At 68.1% G+C, this 3,104-nt stretch carries 4 protein-coding genes and 1 pseudogene; all 5 read left to right on the top strand.

What is annotated here, in order from left to right; all coding sequences use genetic code 11:
• Positions 1–324, top strand: a pseudogene (locus ACY0I8_RS17340) (hypothetical protein); the annotation flags it as partial.
• A gap of 26 nt (positions 325–350) precedes the next feature.
• Complete coding sequence (locus ACY0I8_RS17335; RefSeq protein WP_459940659.1) at positions 351–1,025, top strand: LOG family protein; 675 nt, start codon at positions 351–353, stop codon at positions 1,023–1,025.
• Between the two features lie 11 nt (positions 1,026–1,036).
• Entirely contained in the window at positions 1,037–1,945 is a 909-nt protein-coding gene (locus ACY0I8_RS17330; RefSeq protein ID WP_461395745.1) for an AEC family transporter, read from the top strand.
• Between the two features lie 345 nt (positions 1,946–2,290).
• On the top strand, positions 2,291–2,494 hold the full coding sequence (locus tag ACY0I8_RS17325) for a cold-shock protein (protein ID WP_459940661.1): 204 nt from the start codon (positions 2,291–2,293) through the stop codon (positions 2,492–2,494).
• Positions 2,495–2,691: 197 nt separating this feature from the next.
• A partial coding sequence (locus ACY0I8_RS17320) for a GntR family transcriptional regulator (RefSeq protein WP_461395744.1) occupies positions 2,692–3,104 on the top strand: 413 nt, incomplete at its 3' end.

The raw sequence follows: 3,104 nt of genomic DNA, 5'->3' as shown, positions 1-3,104 counted from the left end.
CACGGCTCGGCCCGGCTCGTGGAGGCCGGTCTCGCGTCCGCGGATCCCGATGGCCTGCCGCTGCGGCTCCGGCTGCTGCGGCGCCACTACCTCTTCGCCCAGTACCTGCACTCCGAGATCGCCGACCGGTTCACGGTGCTCCTGCGCTGGACCCAGAACCTCGACGACCGAAGCGGGCTCGCCACGGGATTTTTCGAGTGGAACGTCTCGGACCGCTGGCGGGTCTTTTCGTTCGCGGCCTACGGCTCCGGTGGGAACCGCGACGAGTTCGGCTCGGCGGTGCGGGCCCTCGGGCTTGTGGGTGCCGAGTTCTCGGCGTTCTAACCCCTTTCGACACGGAGCGCGCATCCATGGAAGACCTTCGCACCTCGGAGACCTGGCGCATCTTCCGGATCCAGGCCGAGCTCATCGACGGCATCGAGACCCTGAACGACCTCGGGCCCGCGGTGAGCGTGTTCGGGGGATCCCGGATCCCGCCGGACTCCCCGTACTACCAAGCGACCCGGGAGTTCTGCCGGCGGCTGTCCGACGCCGGGTTCGCCGTGATCACCGGCGGCGGCCCGGGCATCATGGAGGCGGCGAACCGGGGGGCCAAGGGCGGCCAGGGGAAATCCGTGGGGCTCAACATCCACCTGCCCCACGAGCAAAAGCCCAACGGGTACCAGGACCTGGGGCTTACGTTCCGGTACTTCTTCGTGCGCAAGCTCATGTTCGTGAAGTACTCGGTGGCGTTCGTGATCTGCCCCGGAGGGTACGGCACCTTCGACGAGCTCTTCGAGGCCCTGACCCTGATCCAGACCAAGAAAATCCGGAGGTTTCCGGTGATCCTGTTCGGGGTGGACTACTGGAAGGGGCTCGTGGACTGGATGCGCGACCGGGTGGCCGGGCTCGGGTGCATCGACCCAGAGGACCTCGATCTCTTCGACCTCACCGACGACCCCGACGAGGTGGTGCGGCTCATCACCACCCACTACGTGGCCATCTCGAAGGAACTGCCCCACGACCGCCGCCACCCCCTCGGGTAGGGGCGCCCACGGTGTTCGCCCACGTCCTCGGGGTCTTCCTCGACGTCGTCCTGCCGGTGTTTGCCATCGTGGGCCTGGGCTACGCCCTGGGCCCGCGCCTGGGGCTCGACGGCCGGACCCTGGCCCGGGTGGCCTACTACGTGTTCGTGCCGGCCTTCGCCTTCCACGTGATCAGCACCTCCCGGGTGGAGATCGGGGCCGTGGTCCGGATGACCGCCTACATCGTGCTCGCCCACCTGGCCTTTGCCGCCTGCGGGTTTCTCTTGGCCCGGCTCCTGCGCCGGAGCCGGGAGGTCACGGCCGTGTACGTCATGGTGGCCGTGTTCGGGAACGTGGGGAATTTCGGCCTCGCCCTGATCCGGTTCCGGCTCGGGGACGAGGCCCTGGCCCCGGCCACGATCTTCTTCATCGCCATCATGACCGCGGCGTTCGTGGTGTGCGTGGCCGCCGCCGGCTGGGCCAAGGGCGGCGGCATGCGGGCCCTGACCTCGGTGCTCAAGACCCCGGCGCTGTGGGCCGTGCCGCCCGCCCTTCTCGTCTCGAGCACCGGGCTCGCACCGCCCCTTTGGGTGGCCCGGACGACGTCGCTTCTGGCCGACGCCATGATCCCCACCATGCTCTTCGCCCTCGGGCTCCAGCTCGCCGGCGCCCGGGACCTCCGGCCCACGGCCGACGCCTGGATCGCCTCGGCGTTCCGGCTCCTGGCGGCCCCGGCGCTCGCAGCCGTACTCGCCGTGCCGTTCGGGCTGCCTCGCCTGGAATACGCGGCCGGGATCCTCCAGTCGGGGATGCCCGCGGCCGTGCTGGTGTCGATCATCGCCATGGAGTACGAGGTGGAGCCCACCCTGGCCACGACCACGGTGTTCGTGTCGACGCTCCTGAGTCTCCCAACCCTCACGGTGCTCCTCTCGCTCGTGTAGCCCCGGATTTTTTTCGCGCCACCCGTCTTTTCGCCTTGACCGGCCCCGGGAAGGGGCGTATCGTTTCGCCAACAACGCGGGGGCGGCGAGCACGACCGAGCGGCGGACTTTCGAGAAGCGGGAGCAGCCCAAAGGCGGCTCCCGCTTTTGCGTGGCCCGGTCGGGCGCCACGGTTTGGCGCGGTGTTTTCCGACGGACCCAAGGCCCCCGACCGGTGACCGAAGTTTTTGTCACATCGATGGATCCAGCTTGATCCCGGACCGGAACGGTTCCTGCCCGGGCGCTTCGACCCGTCGCATGTGTCTCACCTGGGCCGAACGCCCAAACACCCGAAGGAGCAGTACCATGGCAAAGGGAACCGTGAAGTGGTTCAACGACCAGAAGGGCTACGGATTCATCAGCCAGGCCGGCGGCGGCCCGGACGTGTTCGTGCACTTCAGCGCCATCCAGGGCCAGGGCTTCAAGACCCTGACCGAGGGCCAGGAAGTCGAGTTCGACGTGGCCCAGGGCCCCAAGGGCCCCCAGGCCGCGAACGTCCGCGCCATCTAGGCCGGCCGCGAGCCAACCCGAAAAGGGGTTCCCGCAAGGGAACCCTTTTTCTTTTCGCATATTCCACAAAGCCCCCCTTCCCCAGCACGAGACCAACGACGGGCGTTTCGGGCCCCTTTTTTCCCACAAACATGATTTTGCTTTCTTGACGAATCCGGACCCTGATTGTATACAGTATGCATTCTCCGGGAGGCCCCATGGACCCGATCTCGGTGCGCGCGCTCCACGAGGAGGTCGCCCGGCGGATCCGCGAGATGATCCGGAAGGGCGAACTCCAGGTGGGGCAGCGGCTCGTGGAAACGGAACTCTGCGGCCGCTTGGGGGTGAGCCGCACCCCGCTCCGGGAGGCGCTCCGGGTGTTGAGCACGGAGGGGCTCGTCCGGCTCGTGCCCAACCGGGGCGCCTACGTGAGCCAACCCACGATGGCCGAGGTGCGCGACATGTTCGAGGCCATGGCGGTGTTGGAGGGCACTTGCGCCCGGTGGGCCTGCGAACGGGCTTCCGACGCCGACCTCCGACGGCTCCGAAAGCTCCACGACGGCCTGGAGAGGCATTTCGCCCGTCGGGACCACGAGGGCTACATCCAGACGAACCACGCCTTCCACACGCT

The organism is Deferrisoma sp. (genome assembly GCF_054681715.1).
The sequence above is the reverse complement of the archived record's forward strand: the minus strand, read 5'-3'. Positions and strand labels throughout refer to the sequence as shown.

Coding starts and splice junctions, on each gene's coding strand:
- ACY0I8_RS17335 (WP_459940659.1), top strand. CDS start 351: ATGGAAGACCTTCGCACCTCGGAGACCTGGCGCATCTTCCGGATCCAG.
- ACY0I8_RS17325 (WP_459940661.1), top strand. CDS start 2,291: ATGGCAAAGGGAACCGTGAAGTGGTTCAACGACCAGAAGGGCTACGGA.